At 61.1% G+C, this 18,150-nt stretch carries 14 protein-coding genes and 4 pseudogenes; 4 read left to right on the top strand and 14 right to left on the bottom strand.

The features are described from left to right. Positions 1 to 31 precede the first annotated feature (31 nt). Genes tssC through BTE28158_RS13170 form a run of 3 tightly spaced genes read right to left on the bottom strand, consistent with a single transcriptional unit; the run spans position 32 to position 2,733 of the window. On the bottom strand, positions 32 to 1,522 hold the full coding sequence (gene tssC, locus BTE28158_RS13180; RefSeq protein ID WP_039320274.1) for a type VI secretion system contractile sheath large subunit: 1,491 nt from the start codon (positions 1,520 to 1,522) through the stop codon (positions 32 to 34). Between the two features lie 15 nt (positions 1,523 to 1,537). Next, positions 1,538 to 2,053, bottom strand: a complete 516-nt coding sequence (gene tssB, locus BTE28158_RS13175) for a type VI secretion system contractile sheath small subunit (RefSeq protein WP_044845930.1) — start codon at positions 2,051 to 2,053, stop codon at positions 1,538 to 1,540. A 44-nt stretch (positions 2,054 to 2,097) separates the two neighbouring features. Then, positions 2,098 to 2,733: a tetratricopeptide repeat protein gene (locus tag BTE28158_RS13170; RefSeq protein WP_124629125.1), complete on the bottom strand. Its 636-nt coding sequence runs from the start codon at positions 2,731 to 2,733 to the stop codon at positions 2,098 to 2,100. A gap of 377 nt (positions 2,734 to 3,110) precedes the next feature. Between BTE28158_RS13170 and tssJ the strand changes: the two genes are divergently transcribed. From tssJ to icmH, 3 genes are all read left to right on the top strand, one after another. Next, positions 3,111 to 3,722 (top strand): type VI secretion system lipoprotein TssJ, encoded by a 612-nt coding sequence (gene tssJ / locus BTE28158_RS13165; protein WP_059607863.1) that lies wholly within the window; start codon positions 3,111 to 3,113, stop codon positions 3,720 to 3,722. Positions 3,723 to 3,825: 103 nt separating this feature from the next. After that, positions 3,826 to 5,172: a type VI secretion system baseplate subunit TssK gene (tssK, locus tag BTE28158_RS13160; RefSeq protein WP_059682129.1), complete on the top strand. Its 1,347-nt coding sequence runs from the start codon at positions 3,826 to 3,828 to the stop codon at positions 5,170 to 5,172. Continuing rightward, positions 5,169 to 5,951, top strand: a complete 783-nt coding sequence (icmH, locus tag BTE28158_RS13155; protein WP_059510562.1) for a type IVB secretion system protein IcmH/DotU — start codon at positions 5,169 to 5,171, stop codon at positions 5,949 to 5,951. Before tssK ends, icmH begins: the two co-directional genes overlap by 4 nt. A 92-nt stretch (positions 5,952 to 6,043) precedes the next feature. Here the strand turns inward: icmH and BTE28158_RS13150 are convergent, their stop codons facing one another. Then, positions 6,044 to 6,352, bottom strand: coding sequence for a DUF7716 domain-containing protein (locus BTE28158_RS13150; protein WP_151048140.1), 309 nt, complete (start codon positions 6,350 to 6,352; stop codon positions 6,044 to 6,046). Positions 6,353 to 6,557: 205 nt separating this feature from the next. Further along, the gene (locus BTE28158_RS13145; RefSeq protein ID WP_239007270.1) at positions 6,558 to 6,890 is read right to left on the bottom strand and encodes a hypothetical protein; all 333 of its coding nucleotides are present in this window, start codon (positions 6,888 to 6,890) and stop codon (positions 6,558 to 6,560) included. A gap of 51 nt (positions 6,891 to 6,941) precedes the next feature. On the opposite strand from BTE28158_RS13145, the pseudogene BTE28158_RS13140 reads away from it, so the two are divergent. Beyond that, positions 6,942 to 7,160 (top strand): annotated as a pseudogene (locus BTE28158_RS13140) (DotU family type IV/VI secretion system protein); the annotation flags it as partial. Positions 7,161 to 7,297: 137 nt separating this feature from the next. On the opposite strand, the gene BTE28158_RS32480 reads toward BTE28158_RS13140, so the two are convergent. From BTE28158_RS32480 to BTE28158_RS13100, 9 genes and pseudogenes are all read right to left on the bottom strand, one after another. After that, positions 7,298 to 7,525 (bottom strand): hypothetical protein, encoded by a 228-nt coding sequence (locus BTE28158_RS32480; protein ID WP_239007271.1) that lies wholly within the window; start codon positions 7,523 to 7,525, stop codon positions 7,298 to 7,300. 15 nt (positions 7,526 to 7,540) lie between these two features. Beyond that, positions 7,541 to 7,762, bottom strand: a pseudogene (locus tag BTE28158_RS32945) (TNT domain-containing protein); the annotation flags it as partial. Positions 7,763 to 7,800: 38 nt separating this feature from the next. Beyond that, complete coding sequence (locus BTE28158_RS13130; protein WP_239007272.1) at positions 7,801 to 8,052, bottom strand: hypothetical protein; 252 nt, start codon at positions 8,050 to 8,052, stop codon at positions 7,801 to 7,803. A gap of 397 nt (positions 8,053 to 8,449) precedes the next feature. Then, positions 8,450 to 9,043: pseudogene (locus BTE28158_RS13125) on the bottom strand (RHS repeat-associated core domain-containing protein); the annotation flags it as partial. Further along, positions 8,982 to 9,257: an HNH/ENDO VII family nuclease gene (locus tag BTE28158_RS32940; RefSeq protein WP_367646621.1), complete on the bottom strand. Its 276-nt coding sequence runs from the start codon at positions 9,255 to 9,257 to the stop codon at positions 8,982 to 8,984. The pseudogene BTE28158_RS13125 and the gene BTE28158_RS32940, both read right to left, overlap by 62 nt. A gap of 213 nt (positions 9,258 to 9,470) precedes the next feature. Further along, positions 9,471 to 9,572 (bottom strand): annotated as a pseudogene (locus BTE28158_RS32790) (RHS repeat-associated core domain-containing protein); the annotation flags it as partial. 22 nt (positions 9,573 to 9,594) lie between these two features. Further along, on the bottom strand, positions 9,595 to 10,098 hold the full coding sequence (locus tag BTE28158_RS13110; RefSeq protein ID WP_124627982.1) for a DUF4265 domain-containing protein: 504 nt from the start codon (positions 10,096 to 10,098) through the stop codon (positions 9,595 to 9,597). 7 nt (positions 10,099 to 10,105) lie between these two features. Further along, a complete protein-coding gene (locus BTE28158_RS13105) occupies positions 10,106 to 14,650 on the bottom strand; it encodes an RHS repeat-associated core domain-containing protein (RefSeq protein ID WP_170296395.1) in 4,545 nt (1,514 codons plus the stop codon). Between the two features lie 51 nt (positions 14,651 to 14,701). Further along, complete coding sequence (locus tag BTE28158_RS13100) at positions 14,702 to 17,881, bottom strand: type VI secretion system Vgr family protein (protein WP_151048138.1); 3,180 nt, start codon at positions 17,879 to 17,881, stop codon at positions 14,702 to 14,704. Between the last annotated feature and the right edge of the window lie 269 nt (positions 17,882 to 18,150).

Genomic DNA, 18,150 nt, shown 5'->3' with positions numbered 1-18,150 from the left:
CCCAGGCGGCCCGCCCGGGCGATTTACTCGCTTATGAATTTGCCGGTTTGGGCAGATCAGCGACAAGTCGCAGAGAAATCGAGAGTTCGTCGAGCTGAAAGTGCGGACGCAGGAACGCGACCGAACGATACGAGCCCGGCTTGCCCGGAATCTCCGACACTTGTATGGATGCCTCGCGCAGCGGGAATTGCGCCTTCTGTTCCTGCGACGCGTTGTCGTCGAGCAGGACGTACTGCGAAATCCACCGGTTGAGGAAAGTCTCCACGTTCTGCGCCGATGCGAAGCTGCCGATCTTGTCCCGCATCATCGCCTTCAGGTAATGCGCGACGCGCGATACCGAGAAGATGTACTGAAGCTGGGCGGACAGGACGGCGTTCGCATTCGCGCTGTCGGTGCTGTATTTTTTCGGTTTCTGCACCGATTGCGCGGCGAAAAACGCAGCGTAATCCGAGTTCTTGCAATGCACGAGCGGGATGAAGCCGAGGTCGCTCAGCTCCTTCTCGCGGCGATCGGTGATCGCGATTTCGGTCGGGCACTTCAGTGCGACTTCACCGTCGTCGGTCTTGAACGTGTGCGTCGGCAGGTCCTCGACGAGGCCACCGCCTTCGACGCCGCGGATCGCGGCGCACCAGCCGAAGTCATCGAACGCGGCCGTCAGGCGTGCCGCGAAGGCCCACGCCGCGTTGCACCACAGGTACTTGTCGTGCTCGGTGCCGTCGACGTCCTCGACGAAGTTGAAGTTCTCCGCGGTCTGACCGTCCTTCGGATTGAACGGCAGGCGGCCGAGGAAGCGCGGCAGCGTCAGGCCGACGTAGCGCGAATCTTCGGCGTCGCGGAACGATTTCCACTTCGCGTATTCGACCGTGTCGAACACCTTGCCGAGGTCGCGCGGCTTGCCGAGGTCGGAGAACGACTCGAGGCCGAGCAGCTCCGGCGACGCCGACGCGATGAACGGCGCGTGCGCGGCCGCCGCGACGTGCGACATCTGCTCGATGAAGTACATGTCTTCCGGCTGGCGCGAGATCTCGTAATCGCCGATCAGCGCGCCGAACGGCGAGCCGCCGAACGTGCCGAACTCTTCCTCGTAGACCTTCTTGAACAGCGCGCTCTGGTCGAACTCGCTCGCACCCTTGAAGTCGCGCACGAGGTCGCGCTTCGGCGCGTGCAGCGCCTTGATCTTGATCGTCTGGCCCGTATTGCTTTCCTTGACCAGGTAGTCCATCCCGCGCCACGTGCTTTCCAGGCGCTGGAATTCCGGCGCGTGCATCACGGCGGACAGCTGCGTGGAGATCAGGCGGTCGAGTTCCGCGACGCGCGCATCGATCGTCGCCGACAGGTTGTCCGACACGATCACCGTGCCGTCGAGCACCTGGTGCACGAGTTCGCCGATCAGGTCCTTCGCACGCGCATGCTCGGAATCGGATTTCGCGACCTTGCTCTTCTCGACGATATCGTCGAGCAGCGAAGTCCCGGCGGCGTATTCCGCGCCGCTCGCTTGGGCCGCAGCCGTTTGCTGGTTCATCTCAACACTCCGTCGTCATTCGCCGTCTTTGTCGCCGCCGGTGCCCTTCGCGAGCTCCTGCAGCTGCTGCGTGTTCTTCAGCACCTCGGACAGCAGATCCTCGAGCTTGTCGTTGCCGGCGAGCTTGTTGCGCAGGTCGGCGAGCTTCGAGCGCGCCTCGAGCAGGCGGCGCAGCGGCTCGACCTGTTCGACGACTTCGTCCGGGCTGAAATCCGACAGCGAACGAAACTTCAGGTCGACCGCGAACTTGCCGCCTTCCGGGCTCAGGCGGTTTTCCACCTGGAACGCGGCGCGCGGCTCGATCGCCTTCATCACGTCGTCGAAGTTGTCACGGTCGATGTTGACGAACTTGCGGTCGCGCAGCTTCGGCTGCTCGACTTCCGACTGGCCCGCCAGATCGCCGACGACCCCGACGACGAACGGCAGTTCCTTCACCTCGATCGCGTCGCCCTTCTCGACCTCGTAGGTCAGCTGGACGCGCGGCGGCCGTATTTTCTGCAAGCTTTTCTGAATGCTTTCTTTCTTGGCCATCTCGACGGCTCCCAGGTTAGTTGTGGTTATCGCGTCAGTTGCGGTCAGTTGCGCAGTGCGCTGAACGGATCGGCGCCGCCCTTTTGCGGTGCGGCCGGCGGCGTCGGCGCGGTGGTTGCTGCTGCGGCTGCCTCGGCGGCCGGCGCCGCGCCGGCCTTCGGACGGTGAATCACGCGGCGCGTCGTACGCGTCTTCGTGGTCCGCTGCTCCGGCGGGAACAGCGCCGATTCGCCGAGCGTGTCGCGCAGTTGCTTCGCGAGCGCCTGCGCGTCCGACTTCGCATCGCCCGCGAGCGATGCATCCTGGCGCAGCTCGCCGAGCGACTGCGTCGCGATCCGCAGCCCCGCGACGGCGAGCACGCTCTTCGCCTGACGGTCGGTCGCGTCGCGCTGCAGTGCCTCCTGCGCGGCGACGATCGCCTGGCCATAGTGGTTCTGGGCAAACTGGATCTGCGCGATGCGCGACCACGGTTCCTCGCGCGTCGGATCCGATTTCGCGAGCTGCTGGTACAGGCCGAGCGCCTTGTCCTGGTCCCCCGACTTCGCAACGGCGTCCGCATCGGCAAGCGACTTGTTGAACACCTCGGCAGTCGGCGGCGCAGGCGGCTGGTTCGCACAACCGGCGATCACGCCGCAGGCCAGCACTACCCCAGACAATTTTGCGAAGAGACGGTCTTTCATCGTTATATCCACCGGCGCGTGAGTATTAAAATCGTTGAGAATCTGGTTCTTTTGCTTTGCAAGAAGCGCGCGGGTATAGTACCGATCAATTTTTCATAATTCAATCGCTGCGTGCAGAGTAATTCCTTTTAAAACCGTGCGCTACCCCCTCGAAACGTCTTCGGCAACGGCCCGGCGGCGGCTTTTCCATCGACGGGAATGTGCAAGTTTTACTTGATCGACAACGCTGCGCGCGGGCACCGGAAAAAAATTCCGGAACCGCAATGCGCCGCACGTGTGCTTAATAGTTGAACGGCAGATTAGCCGGCATTCGCGGTGAACGCGGAAATGCCCGGTAGTTTTGACAGGGGAGTTAAAGGCGGCACGCCGGAAACACGATGAGATCGTCCATGATTCGCTATGCGCTGCCGCTGATCGCCTGCGCGCTCCTGGCCGGATGCGCGGCCGCCCCGCTGCTCGGCTCCGCCGCGAGCGCCGTGATGCAGGCCGCCGGCATCGGCAAGCCCGAACTGCCGGATGCCCAGAAGCCGCCGCGCAACATCGGGCTCACGCTCGCCGCCGCGCCCAACCTCAACGCCGCGAACGATCGCAAGCCGCTCGCATTAGTAGTAAGGCTCTACGCGTTGAAGGATCCGACTTCGTTCCAGCAGGCGCCGTTCGACGCATTCACCGATCCGACCAAGGAAAAGGCCGCACTGGGCACCGATCTGCTAAACGTGCGTGAAATCACGCTGATTCCGGGCCAGCGCTATACGGCAACCGAAAAAGTGTCGCGCGAAGCGCAGGCATTCGGCATCGTCGCACTGTTCCGCGATCCCGCCATCCAGCGCTGGAAACTGACGTTCGACCCGGCGAAGTCGGAGAAATCCGGCATAATCATCGGCCTGCATAATTGCGCGATGACGGTCACCGACGGCTCCGTCATCGCACCGCAACAGGGTGCGCCTTCACAACCGCTGAATTTGCTTTCGTCGGTCACCTGCGGTTAAGCATGACGCACGAATGTCAATTAACAAGAGTTAACAAATTGGCGATTTAATTCGGGCACGAACAAATCGATTACATCGCAACGCGACATTAACCGGATTTGACATGAGTTATTCGGCCAAGGTGCTTTGGGGGGAAGGGCTGTTCCTCCGGCCCCAACATTTTCAGCGGCAGGACGCCTACCACGAGGCGCGCCTGTTCGAATCCATCCAGGCGATCCAGCCGTACAACTGGGGCGTGCGCTCGGTGCGCATCGACCGCGATGCGCTCGGCAGCAACGTGCTGCGCGTGGCCGAGCTTGCGCTCGTGTTCCCGGACGGCGCGCTGTATGCCGCGCCGCAAGCCGACGACCTGCCGCCGCCGATCGCGCTGGACACGCTGCCCGACGGCATCAACGAATTCGTGTTCTACCTCGCGCTGCACCCGCTGCGCGAGAACGGCACCAACTACAGCGACGATCCGGCCGCCGGCTTCATGACGCGTTTCGTCAGCGAGCAGACGAGCGTTGCCGACAACTTCACCGACGCCGCCGAAGCCGACATCACGTTCCTCAAGACGCAGGTCAAGCTGATCGCGCACAGCGAGCCGCGCGACCAGCTGCTGTCGGTGCCGCTCGTGCGCGTGCGCCGCACCGCGACGTCCGGCTTCGAGATCGACGACAGCTTCGTGCCGCCGTGCCTCGCGATCGACGCTTCGCCGATCCTGCACCAGCGGCTGCGCCAGCTCGTCGACGCGCTGCAGGCGAAGGTGAACGCGCTGTACGGTTTTCACCGCGAGCCGTCGAAGAACATCATCGAATTCCGGTCGGGCGACATCGCGTCGTTCTGGCTGCTGCACACCGCAAACGCCGCGTTCGCGACGCTCGCGCACCTGCACCAGCATGCGGCGCTGCATCCGGAGCGGCTGTTCCAGGAGCTGCTGCGCCTCGCGGGCCAGCTGATGACGTTTTCGAAGGGCTACACGCTTGCCGACCTGCCCGTGTATCGCCATGACGATCCGGGGCCGAGCTTCGCGCGCCTCGACCTGATGCTGCGCGAATTGCTCGACACCGTGATCTCGACGCGCTACTTTGCGATCACGCTCGACGAGGTGCGTCCGTCGTTCCACCTCGGCCGCCTCGATTCGGGCAAGATCGACGACAAGACCGAGTTCTACCTGGCCGTGTCCGCGGACATGCCCAACGTCGAGCTCATCGACGCGGTGCCGGCCCGCTTCAAGGTCGGCGCGCCGGATGACGTCGACAAGCTCGTGCTGTCGGCCATGCCCGGCGTGCGGCTGTCGTACATGCCGCAAGTGCCGCCCGCGATTCCGGTGCGGCCCGGTGCATGCTATTTCCAGCTCGATTCGCGCGGCGCGCTGTACGAGCGCATGCTGCAGGCCCAGTCCGCGATGATCTACGCGCCGACTGGCATCAATGACCTGAAATTCGAACTGATCGCGGTCACATCATGAGCTACGCGCCCTCCCTGTTCGGCGACAACACGCCGGCTCCGCTGCATACCCCGGCGTCGACCGACGCCGCGTTCCAGGCCCGTTCGCTGCTCGATCTGCTGTACGACGGGTTTTTCATGCTGTTCCTGCTCAAGAACGGTCGCGAGCCGGATAGCGCGAGCGAATTCAGTACGAAGATCCAGGAGTTTCTGTCGGATTTCGAGCGCGGCGCGAAGAAGCTCAACATTCCGGCCGAGGACGTGTATGGCGCGAAGTTCGCGTATTGCGCGGCGGTCGATGAAATGGTGTTGTCGTCGCAATTTAAGATCCGCACCGACTGGGAGCGCCGGCCGCTGCAGCTCGTGCTGTTCGGCGAGCAGCTCGCGGGGGAGAAATTCTTTCAGTATCTCGAGGAATGTCGGGCGCAGGGCGCGGCGCGGTTGCAGTCGCTCGAGGTGTTTCACATGTGCCTGCTGCTCGGGTTCCAGGGCAAGTATCTGCTCGAAGGGCCGGAGAAGCTCGCTTACCTCACCGCGCGGCTGGGGGACGAGATCGCGCATATGAAGGGCAAGCGCGCCGCGTTCGCTCCGCATTGGCCGCTGCCGGATCAGATCGCGCATCGGTTGAAGCGCGAGGTGCCGGTCTGGGCGATCGGCGCGGTGTTCGCGCTCGTGGCCCTGCTCGGGTATCTCGGGCTCAATACCTATCTGAAGGACAAGACGCTGCAGGCGTTGGCGCCTTATTCGCAAGTCATCAAGGTGGGCCCGGAGTCGGCGAATTTGACGATTTCGTTGCCTTGAGGGGCGTTGAGTCGTCGTTTTAACGCGGCTGCTGCTTCGTGGAAAAGGACCGCCCGGCGGTCCTTTTTTACTGTGGCGTGCGGGATGCGCCGTCAGAGCAGAATGAATTCGTCGTTGTCGACGTAGAACACGAACGCGTCGAACAATTGCGCGACGCTCGGTTCGTCGACCTGATCATGCGCGTTGATCACGATGTCCTCGATCGTCGCGCTGTTCAGCGTGACGCGCCAGCCGGGCGGGGTTGCAGCATCCGATACTGCGCCGTCTTTCGCGTCTTCGAAGAAGACACCGCTCGTGTCGGGCGTCCATGGCGTCGGTGGTAGGCAGAGCCGCCCGGTGAAGTCACCGGGATGTTCGAGAACGTGTTTCAACGACACTTCGGTCGCGGTGATAGTCGACATGGGGTAAGGCGGTGGTAACTAAGGGAAATGTAACGGGCTGGTGGACGCACATGCGTTGTAGCGCCCGCGTCAGCGAGCCGCGATTGTGCCAAATAGCGGATGCATAAGGTTGGCCGGCGGCTATCTTCGCCACATCTTCGACTCATCACCAGGATACCGGGAAGGCGCGGGCCAAGCATGGCGCGCGGCCGCCGCCGGCCGGCACCTAGCCATGCTCGACAATACGATACTCGTCGGGCTTCACCCACGATACCGAACGATAAGGCGCCGTGACTGCTCCGTTTTCCCGGTAATGCTCGACGAGCTCCTGCGCACTCCAGTCTCGTCCGGCCGAAAAGAGTGCGTTGAGCTCCATCAGCATTCTCACGAGATGCTGGCGGTCCGCATCGTCGGAAATCGGCCGTATCCATTGATCCCCCTGTTTATGGAATCCAGCGGTCTGCAACTTCGAGACGTGCGCAGGCACATCCGAAAGGACAACGCACCTGTTGCTCGCAATATCGATCACGACGGTTTCATTCTTCGGGATCAGCATCATTTTCTAACCTTCACGTTCACGAGCGTCTTCACGTAGTCATTGTCTGTTGCGTTTGCGCCGCATTGGCCGCTGCCGGATCAGATCGCGCACCGGTTGAAACGCGACGTGCCGGTTTGAGCGATCGGGGTGGTGTTCGCGCTCGTGGCCCTGCTCGGGTGTCTCGGGCTCAATACTTGTCTCAAGGACAAGACTCTGCAGGCGTTGGCGCCTTATTCGCAGGTCATCAAGGTCGGGCCGGAGTCGGCGAATTTGACGATTTCGTTGCCTTAAAGGGCGTTGCCTCGTCGTTCGAACTCTGTTGCTGCCTCATGGAAGAAGGACCGCCCAGTGCACTATCCCGAAAACGGGACGGTCTTTGCGGTGCCTCGCTCCACATAGTACCCGTGCCGGTTAAAGTGCAGCCCAACTCAAATACGAAACATCTTCCGAAGCCGCATCAAGAAAGCAGCGCAAGCGGCTGCCTCCGAGTCGAATGCCTGCTGCTCAGTACGTTGTCCGCGCTCACTGTAGTACACGTACCAGTGCCCATAATTTTCCGCAAGACATAAAGCCTCATCCTTTTCACCTCCAAGGCAGTAGCTATCTCGTGGTGCACCTACCGCATCAAGCGCATTCTGTAGATCTTGCTTATTCATCCATCTCCTAAGGTGACTAGACTCCACCAAGTCTCCAACCGATTTAGGTAGCTTGTACTGCGTACCGAAGCCCAGCTCACCGGACCATGGTGCAATTTTCCCCGCTACTACATTCTCAATCGGCTTTGCCACCTCATACATGTTGCAAGGCTCTTCATTCGATCCGGGCGGAAGCGTTCGTGCAATCGCCCTGCCCGCAAAAAATGCGGACGGGGCTCCCCGGCAGTCATTGCTCACTTAGAATTTCTTTGGAGCGAGCTCGATTGCATCGTCTACTAGGCCGTCAAAATTCGGGCAACGCCCTCAAGCTCGCCAACAGAAAAATCGCTCACTGCCTCAAGAGAAACCCCGTAATCCAAGTCAAACTTCACATTGAAGTCTTTACCTTTATACTTGCAGCGCAAAATATCGGCCTCCGGTATATGGACGACTTTTTCGAGGGAAATTCCATCCTTTCCCGCGAGCAATTCACTGCAAACACGCTCGAAATCCAGAGCATCCAAATCCTTCGAATTAAATTCCCGCATCGCTAAGCACCTTATTACAGTCAAGATCCCCAATCGTCATCTTGTCAACACCGGGTCTCGATCGCTTGGACGATCCAATGATGTAGTTGTACACGTCATCGCCTTGATAGCCTTTACCGTTTGCCTTGGCAACCGTTTCCTTCCAGGTGAGCATAGGCTCCGCCTTGCCAGTCGGCGAATTGATCCCCGTATAAAGAGCAGTAGCAGCATCGCGGTCGGCCATCAAAAGTCTAGCTCGAATACGTGCTTGATTACGCAACTTATGCGCAAGTCGCGCCCTTTCCTTCAAATTTTTACAGCTGCACAATTGCTGATCGATCCTGCTTTCTTCGCGCTTATACCAACAGCGAGTCTGAACGTCACTCAGCGATCCGCCTTTCGGATCTGTTTCCCTGAGCTTTACCAACCCCAGAGCATCCGTCCACTCGACAGGATTTGGCGCATACTGAAAATTATTTGATCCACCGTGCAACTTTATCGGATCCTGGCTAGTAAATCTGCCAGCTCTCGGGTCGTAATACCGATACCGGTTATAGTGCAGCCCCGTCTCCTCATCGACCTGCTGCCCCTGAAACCGCAACGGATTCCTGGCAACGATCCCCGCCGCCTTCGACACCCGCGCGATCACCTCCCGCGCTTCGCCCCACGCCTTGTACGACGCCTCCCACACGACATCGCCATCGTCGTCCGTCAGCAACTGCGGCGTACCGATCTGATCGCAGTGGTAATAGAACACCGCCGCATCACCCCGTCGCTCCGGCAGCTTCTGCAGCGGATCTTCCTCCGGCACATAGCGGTCGGTACTCTTCGACCCCGGCGTCGCGATTCCCTCGACCGGCTCCGCCACATACTGCGCCAGCGGCACGAATGTCCCCGGCTCGTACAGATAGTGCGTGCCGCACTCGCCATCACTCTCGTACGCCAGCGTGTCACCGTCCCACCCGAACACCGTCCGCTCGCCGTTCAACTCCTTCGCAATACGCCGGCCGAATCGAGTAATTTCGACGAAACCGGTCATATCCGCGTGCGGCTGCTGGATCATTTCGGAAGCTGGCTCCATCGTCAATCAACCCGTGAAGTTGCTTGTAATACCTTTGATGCGTCGCGGCGGACAGCTCCACGATTGGTCCCGGTTCGTCACCAAGCACATGATGCAGATTTACCTGATTGCCATCGGGCCCGAAAGGCGCATAGCCCGCTTTCATCAAGTCCACATTCGTCGCACCGTTGTTGATCATACCCTTCAGCTTATCGAAGCTAGGCGAATTGAGTGCCTTCTGATTGATGCTCATTTGAATGATGGGAGTGGTCGCGTCAATCAAGGAGTCGTCTTGATTGACCTTGCGGCCAAGAACGCTATTAGGGCAACGCGCCAAGCCGAGGGGATCAACCCATCCAGTTGGATTGGGCGCGTACTAATAAACGTTGATACCGCCCGCGAGCCCGATCGGGTCTTTCGAGAGGAAGCGCCCGGTGCTGGGATCGGAATACCGATGCCAGTTATTGTGTAAGCCCGTATCTCACGCAACGGAATTGCCCGTGCTAATTGAGCCGCAATGGTACCGTCGCTAGTGACGCACACTCTTCCGTTCGCATGCTGTCTATTCCCGCGTGCTGTAGGCATGCATCCTCATAGGCAACGTGCTCGCCATCGCATTGTGAAGCCAAGAAGGCGTCGATTCTCTGAAATTCGACATCAGCAGCAATGTCAACTGCAAAGAGCGATAACCCGTCGGTTACTGAGCATTGTGCTCCAAGTTGCGTGAGGTTTTGGACAATTGCCTTTCTGGTTACATCATCCTCCGCAAATACCCGGAGGGTCGAGTGCCCCCCCCGAGCAACTACTCCAGCGGCAACAAGTTCGCCGTCAATCTCCTCGGTCACGACCGTATCACCTTTGCTCACCCCACATATGTAGTAAGGCACGTTGTCGATCACGTAGGAATTCTCGCCAAGAGCCCCCCCCCACAGTGATTCGAAGCCAACGGGCGGATATCCGTCAGCGTCAGTCTTCAGACGAAACACGATTTTTGCGAAGCCTGGCATGATGATCCTATTCGTTTCCGCAGGGGTTGCGCCCCAAACGGTTGAGTTGCTTGAAATTTTCCTTCAGCTTATTCGAGAAGCCACGATTGCACTTACGGCAGAGCAGTTGGGTGTTTTTTTCGTTGTTCGCCCCACCCAGCGAGTCGGGTTCGACGTGGTCGAACTGACGTTCGTTCGCCGGAGGTGTGACACCGCGTTGACTCTTTTGGCCAGGAATCACGTCGGTGCCACAGCACTCGCACTTTTCCGTTCCAAAGAAGTCTTTATTCTCCTGAGCAACCTTCTGTTTGACAGACGCCGGGATGCGCGCTAGCCCAAGCGGATCGATCCATCCCGTTGGCGCGGGTACGTATTGATAGACGTTGATGCCACCGGCGAGCCTGATCGGGTCTTTCGAGATGAACCGTCCACTGCTCGGATCGTAGTACCGATGCCGGTTATAGTACAACCCCGTTTCCGCATCAACCTGTTGCCCCTGAAACCGCAACGGATTCTTAGGCACGATCCCCGCCGCCTTCGACGCCCGCGCAATTACTTCCCGCGCTTCGCCCCAAGCCATGTACGACGCTTCCCACACAACATCACCGCCGCCGTCGGTCATCAATTGAGGCGTCCCGATCTGATCGCAGTGGTAATAGAACAGGGCAGCATCACCACGCCGCTCCGGCACCTGCTGCAGCGGGTCCTCCTCCGGCACATAGCGGTCGGTACTCTTCCACTCCGGCGTCACGATCCCATCGACCGGTTCCGCCACATACTGGGCCAGCGGCACGAACGTCCCCGGCTCGTAGAGATAGTGCGTGGCGCGCTCGCCGTCACTCTCGTACGCCAGCGTGTCACCATCCCACCCGAACACCGTCCGCTCGCCGTTCAACTCCTTCGCAATACGCCGACCGAACGCATCATAGAAATACCGCGCGCGACTCTGCCGCGACGTCTCGGCAACCCGCGCGGATAGCAATCGATTGAATTCATCCCACTCGTATTCCTGCTCACCCGCAGGCGTGCGCTTGCGCACGAGATTCCCGCGCGCGTCGTACTCGAAGTGCATCCCCGCATACGTCTTCAGCAAGTTACCGAGCACCTTCGGCACCTCAACCGGCAACGTGCTGTCCGGCCGCACCGGACTCGGACGCGGCGCGGGCGTCTCCGTAGTCCGCGCCGGATCGATGATGTTGCTCGCCGGATCGAACGCAAACCGTTCCTTCGCGATGGGACTGATCGCCTCGATCAGCCGTCCGACAGGATCGTATCGATAGTCGGTCCCGCCCTTGCGGCTGTCCTCGATTCGCGACAACTGCCCCGCCGCGTCATAGCGATACCGCCGCTCGGCGAGCGGCGCAGGTGACGTCGATCGCTGGATCGACTGCTGCAACACGCGTCCCGCCGGATCGTAGTGCGTGCGCTGCCCGACCTTGCTCGACAGCACGCGCACCGTCTCGCGATGAAGATCATCGCGCTCGAACTGCACGCGGTCCTCGCCGTCGAGCAGCATCCCGTGCACATGCCCCGAGCCATACAGCAACCAGTCGACGACATGCCCGTCCGGCCGAACGGTACGCCACCGGTTGCCGAGTTCATCGTATTCGTGATGCCATACGTAGCTGCGCCGGTCACCGAACAGATCGTAGGCGTGATGTTCACGCACGAGATTGCCAACCGGATCGAAGAAGAACTGCACGCGGCTGTATCGGTTCACCGCGTCGATCAACCTGCCGCTCGGATCGTAGGCAAACCGTTCCTCGCTTTCCCCGGCGACACGCTTCAGCAGACGGCCATTTGCATCGATTTCGACCGAAGTCAGGCAGCCCGCTTCATCGATCGAAACAAGACTGCCGCTGTCCGGATCGTACTGGTAACGCGTCGACTTGCCGTCGAAGCCGATTTCCTCGATCAGCCGACCTGCCGGATCGTAGTGGAACTGATACGTCGCAAAGTTCGCATCGGTCAGCGCGGACAAGCGGCCGAGACGGTCATAACGATACGCAACCGTCTGCCCGAGCACATCGGCGCGACTCGCAATGCGACCGACCGCATCGTAGGCATATCGCGTCGACCGATTGAGCTGATCCGTATGAGCGAGCAATCGCCCTTCGGCATCGTGTTGCACATGTTCGACACCGGCTGGCGAACGAATCGCCGTCAACCGGCCGTTCGGGCCATATGCATAAGCAACGACGCCACCGGACGCGTCCTTTTTCTCGATCACACGCCCTATATCGTCGTAGCGCCACGCCGTCTTCTTTCCGGAGCAGTCCGTGTAGCTGGTCAATTGCCCGGCGGAGTTGTATTCGAGTGCCTTCGATCCGCCTTTGGCATCGGTGATCTGTGTCGGCAGTCCCTTGTCGTTATAGCTGTACTTCGTAGCGTGCTGGAGCGGATCGATTTCCTCGACGAGATTGCCAGCATCATCGTACTTGCGCTGCCAGACATGCCCATTCGGATCGACGAGCCGGATCATCTGATCCTTGTCGTCATATGCCATTTCGACAATGCTGCCGTCAGCGCGCTCGTGCCACGTCCGGTTACCGCGCGTGTCGTAACGCATCTGCTCGACGCTGCCGTCCTGGAGAATATGCAACGTCAGATTGTTGTGCTCGTCGCGCCTGAACCACTCTTCGTTTCCATCCGGATAGGCGATCCGATAAACGTAGCCCTTGATGTTGAAGTAATAACGCGTCGTCTGACCGAGCGCATCGGTCACGTAGGTCAATCGAATGTTCGGGTGCCACGCAAGACGGATATCGAGACTGCCATCGTCCGCGTACTCACGCACGCATTTCGCATTCGCGTTGTCGTCAGCGTCCGCGCCGTCCCATTCAAGCGACATCCCGCGGCCGGTGCGATCGGTATAACGCGTCACGAGATGTCGGTCGTACTGGTAGTTCCACGCGTTGCCGTGCCGATCGGTTGCACGGATGAGATCGGCCGCTTCGTCATAGGCGTAACTTGCGAGCGTGCGGCGCTTGCCATCCTCGATCACCTGCTCGATCAGGACGATCCGACCTTGCTTGTCGTGCTCGAACGAGAGCACGTTGCCATTCGCGTCAATCAGGCGCGCCACGCGGTCGCGCGCATCGTAGTCGAGCGTGATCGTGTTGCCCGCGTGATCTTTCTGCATCGCGAGCCGGAACGCGTCGCCACGCCGCTCGTATACGTGCAACTCGTCATGACCGTACGCGATCGTCACCCACGTATCGTCTAGTCGCGACAGCGTCAGGTTTTCCGAGAGATCGTCATGCACGCTTCCGGCTGCCAGCGCGCGATATTCAATGCTGCGTCCGCTGGCATCACGGTAGAACCATGTATCGCCTTCGACATCGATGCGCGTCGTGTACGGCGTAATCCATCGCGCGCCAAGTTCTCCAGTGTCATATGCAGACAGGCGTGACCGATAAGTACGCGCCCAGACAAGCGGCAATGCGCCGGGCAGTTCAAAGTCCGTATGCGTGAACGTCTCATCGCCGAAAGCAAAATCGATCGATCCGGTCGACGCGCCAATCCCGCAACTTTTGCAGGGGCTCTGGCCAGCACCTTCCGGATGCACATGCTGTTCGGTCGCACCCACCGGCTCCTGCGGGCGGTCATGCTGTGCCCGTCCCTTGCCGCCGGGTGGCACGTCAGCGCTCTTTTCACGAAGCTTGCCGCCCGCACGCACCCTCGCCACGGCCTCGATCACTTGCGCGATCAGCCAAAGCATCTTGCCTTCTTCGCTGCCATTCAGATCGCGGATTGCCTTCGCGACTTTCGGTGCTTCGGTCTTCAGGAACGCGACGATATCGCGAAACGGTTGAAGCCACGAATCCGGCGCAAGCCTCGCAGCGGTCCCGACCGTCGCGTTCCCGGCTTCCTTCCCTAACGCGATCGAACCTTCGTAACCGTACTCGAACGCATCGACCACGATCATCGGGTTGTACCAGGATCGCTCGTCCATCTTCCGCGCGATCTGCTGCGTACGTCGTACGTTCGCACTGCTGTCGAAAATTTGCCCTTTGAGGGCAAGCTCCAATCCGCTGGCAATACCGACCATCAACTCCTGCGCCTTGGCCGCGCAGTCATTCAGCAAGTCGACCAGAACCTCCTGCAACGTCTTCAGGAAGTTCTCGATTTCCGTCGCGGCCGCGGCGTTGACGTGCGTAATGAGCACGTTGATGATCGCGGCCCCGAGATTGCCGCGCGACACCAGCAACTGATTGCGCACGAGCGCCAACAACGGTCGCGCCGACAGGCGAAACGATGCCAGCGGCGGCGGCACCGGAATGACCCCGATCAGGTTGATCGCGAGTCCAAGGTAATCGAGCAGATCGGCGTGACGCTTCTCGACGATCATCACGATGTCGCACACTGCATCGTAGAACGCCATCAGGTTGCCGATGATCGGCACCGCACTGGCGACGGTTTTGAGGTCCTCGAACGAAATGTGATTGCCGCTGATCTTGAGCAACCACTTATTGAAACGGTCGCCCCCCGCCGCCACGTCTTTCGGCGAAATATCGCTGAGCCAGGAAACAGCCTGTTCCTTCTCAGCGCCCGGTGGAAGTTGTTGTGCCATGTCGTTCTTCGTTCAATTCGTTTTTTTCAAGACGGCTGACATGCCGCCCTCTCAGGATTTCAGCGGTCCACCAAACCCGCTCGTCGGCAGCTTCATGCCCGTCGCGCCTGCGGCCGACGCCACGGTCGTGGCGCCCTTGCCCGCGATACTCGCGACGCCCGGCAATGCGCCTTGCAACGCCCCGGACGCCGCATTCGCCGCCGGCGCGGCCAGCGCGGCAAGGCCGCCCTGACGTGCGGCCTGCACCATCCCGGCCACCTGCTTCGCCGCACCGCTCAGGCTCGAGGCCGTCTGCAACGCCGACGCGACACCCGCGCCACCCAGCGCAGTCGCCGCAGCCGGCAATGCAGAACTGGCGAGGCCGCCAAGGGCAGCACCCGCGCCGCCGCCGCTCACCAGCCCCATTGCTGCTGTCGTCGCGGCCGGCGCCATCCCCTGCAGCTGGCTCGCGAGCTGCCCGCTAGCTGCCGCCTGCGCGGCCTCCGGCGACGGTTGCACGGGCTCCGCCGGCCACTTCACCTGCTTGAAATAGTTCGCTGGCTGATCCGACTCGCGCGGGTCCTTGCCGAACTCGACGCGCACCGCCCCCGGCGGCAAACCGCTCACAACCGTATAGCCGCTGTTGTCGAGTGCGCCTTTCTTCAGCACGGCGCCGTTCACGTCTCTCACCGTGAACAGCCCGCCTTTGACCGCCTCGCCGTTCACGTACTTGTGGAACAGTTCGAGCTGCCCCGGCTGATCCGGCCGCGGGCTCGGCAACGGATAACCCATGCTCGCCGGCCCCGCGAACGTATGCGATGCACCCTTCACATCAACCGCACCCGGCGTATGAATCTCGATGTTGCCGTCCTTGATGCGGATATACCCGCCGCCGCTCGTCAACAGAATCCCCTGATCGGCGGCGATCTCGATCCGATCAGTTGCGGACACAACCTTCACCGCCTTCTGCGCAGTCACCTCGACGTTGTCCGACTGCGCCTGGATCTCGACCTTGCCCTTGCCCGCGAACAGCTTCATCCCCGCGTTCTGCACGAACAGGCTCAGCTTCTGCCCGATGCTGCCGATCAGCGACTTGCCCGCCGCGACATGCACGCTCTGTCCGCTCGCGACGTTCACGTGATCGTTCGCGACCAGGTGCAGCGACTGCTGCGTCGACATCGCGATTCCCGACGGGCTGCCGAACAGCATCACTGGCTCCTTGAACGCATTCGCGTTGCCCGTGCCGCCGCCTGCCGTGCGTCCGCCGGACGCGCTGCCCGATGCGCTGTCCTGCGTCGCGTCGGTGAACGCGCGCATCGTGTCGTGTGCTTCCTTGAGACTTTCCGCCTGATGCTGTTCGCTCACGCCCGACATCGCCTCGACCAGGCTCTCGCCCGTCACGAGCTGCTGCTGCGCTTCCTTCACGTCCAGCGGCTGGCTGTTCGGTGCCTTCGGATGGGTGGTGACGTACAGCCCTTGGCTCGCCCGCACCGCGCCGTATGCGTCCGAGCGCAGATCGAAGCCACTGCCCAGGTACGATCCGCGCGAATTGCCGTTCTGGTCGATGATGTAGCCGAGATGCAGCAGGCTGTTCGCGCTGCTGCTCATCAGCTGCACGCGGTTCTGCCCGGTCGCGTCGTCCATCACGAGCTGGTTGTAGCCGCTGCCTGAATACTCTTTCGACCGATATCCGGACAGAATCCCGTCGCTATGCCACTGCGGCTGGTTCGCGCCGTTGTACACGCGGCCGACCGCGAGCGGCCGGTCGCAGTCGCCGCCGACGTAGTCGATCAGCACTTCCTCGCCGATGCGCGGCACATGCACGCCGCCATAGCCGCCACCAGTATCCGACTGCACGACGCGCACCCAGCACGACGCGTTCTCGTTGCCCGGATTGAGGCGATCCCACACGAACTGCACGCGAATCCGGTTCAGCTCGTCGGTATAGACTTCCTCGCCCTGCGGCCCGACGACGATCGCCGTCTCGAGGTGCATCTCCGGCTTGCGATGTTCGAACGGGCTGCGATACGGCACGCTCACGCGCTGCGCCTCGACCTCGACGAGATAGAAGCCGACCGAACCATCGTCATGGGGTACGCGAAACGCCGGATCGGCACCGTAACCTTCCTGCGCTTGCATCAGCGCGTCGCGCAGGCTGTACGGAAAGTCCGCGCTCCTGCTGGCCACGGGCAGATTGTTCTCGATCCACCATTCGACGCCGATCGCCGCGAATTCGCGCTGGTCCGCCGGATCGCGATCATGTTCGGGATGGTCCGACAGCGTGAAGCGTCGGCCCGCATCGATGGCGCGCACGCCACCCGCGCCATGGAAGCGCTTTGCCTGCGACTCCCATTCCTCCATCCGCACCTTCGTCAGATGGTCGCCGCGCGTCTGGTCCAGATACGTGTAGGCACCGGTGTACTCGTACACTTCGAGCTGGTCGGGCAATTCACCCTGGCCACTCATCGTCGGCAGCGTCGTGCCCTTCGGGTTCGACGGCTGCGACGGGTTCTTGTAGTCGAACGTGCGTGTCGTTCGCGTCACGCTTTGCAGCGTGCGCGAGCCCGACCATTGCGTGAACGCGTCGGCTTCGCTCGCCGCGCCGCCGCGGTAGAAGCGCACGGTCTCGGGCGACAGCGGCGCGAACGCCTGCAGGTTGTCGGCGATGACGAGCGTGTGCGTCTTGCCGTCGTCGGCCTGCTGCCATGTGCTGTAGAGGCCTTCGCTTTCCATCAGCCGATGCACGAAATGCCAGTCGGTGTCGTGCTGGCGCGTGTATGACCGGTTCGGCAGCGGTTTCGACAGCGCGAAGCGGAAATGCCCCTGCGCCTGCGAATGCTGGTTCAGCACATCGCTGATGATCTGGTCGACGGTCGTGTCGTTCCAGAGCCGCTGGTCGCGACGAAACTTCAGGAAATGCGTGAAATCGGCGAACGTAAGCTGATAGGTCGCGAGCCCGCCGTCGGCGCCAAGGCGGCGCGCGGTGTGGACGTATCCGTTGATCGGCCGGTAGCTGCGATCGCCCTGCTGGATCCACAACGTGACGGGCTGCGCGATCAGCTTTTTCAGTTCCAGATCACTATCGGTCGACAGCACGTCGAGCGTGAACTCGTACGCACGCCCGACGCGCGAATGGCCGACCGCCCGCTGCACGGTCAGCACATTCGGGCCCAATGGCGTATCGAGCTTCAGCAGCCGGTCCTGCTGAAGCAACCCGCCGCGCAATGCGGCAACAGTGTTCTGCATGTTCATGGCAACGGCCTTTTCTTCTTTTGACGCGCCCTCGGATGGCGCGCTATGCGATTTCGCTCGCGCGATTTTACAGACAAATTACTGCGAGACTCCGAAAATCGAACTGATTTAAAAGAGTTTTTCAAGCGTATTCCGAGGGACCCGGTCGAACCGTTCGAACGCTTGTTCGACACATACGCGCCATGACGTCACGCCGAACTGCTCACGCATGGCCCGCTGAAATCGATGCAATCAGGGCCAATTCGACTTCCGGCGCGGCCCGGTTGCGA

The sequence above is a fragment of the Burkholderia diffusa genome, assembly GCF_902499115.1.
Lineage (GTDB): Bacteria > Pseudomonadota > Gammaproteobacteria > Burkholderiales > Burkholderiaceae > Burkholderia > Burkholderia diffusa.
This window is presented reverse-complemented; position numbering and strand designations above follow the sequence as displayed.